1 protein-coding gene is annotated in these 261 nt (G+C 77.4%); it reads right to left on the reverse strand.

From position 1 onward, the window contains the following. Nucleotides 1-261 (reverse strand): SGNH/GDSL hydrolase family protein (locus KMS84_RS40295; protein WP_256921616.1); only part of this gene is annotated, 261 nt, incomplete at both ends.

The raw sequence follows: 261 nt of genomic DNA on the forward strand, positions 1-261 counted from the left end.
CTGCGGCGCAGGTCGACGTGCCGCATCGCGCGGTTCTCGAGCACGACGCCGCGGCCCGTGCGCAGGGCGACGAGGCGGGCGAGCGGCCCGTCGAAGGCCTCCGCCCGGGTGCGCACGCCGTAGCCGATCGCGAGGCCGCCGCCGAACACGAGCACGCGGATCGGGTCGCGGCCGATCTCGAGCGTCCGCGGGCCGACGTGCGAGTCGGGGTCCATCAGCGGGGCGTGCCCGAGCGCGTCGAGCACCCGCATCGCGTAGCGG

This window comes from Streptomyces hilarionis (genome assembly GCF_024539675.1).
Lineage (GTDB): Bacteria > Actinomycetota > Actinomycetes > Streptomycetales > Streptomycetaceae > Streptomyces > Streptomyces hilarionis.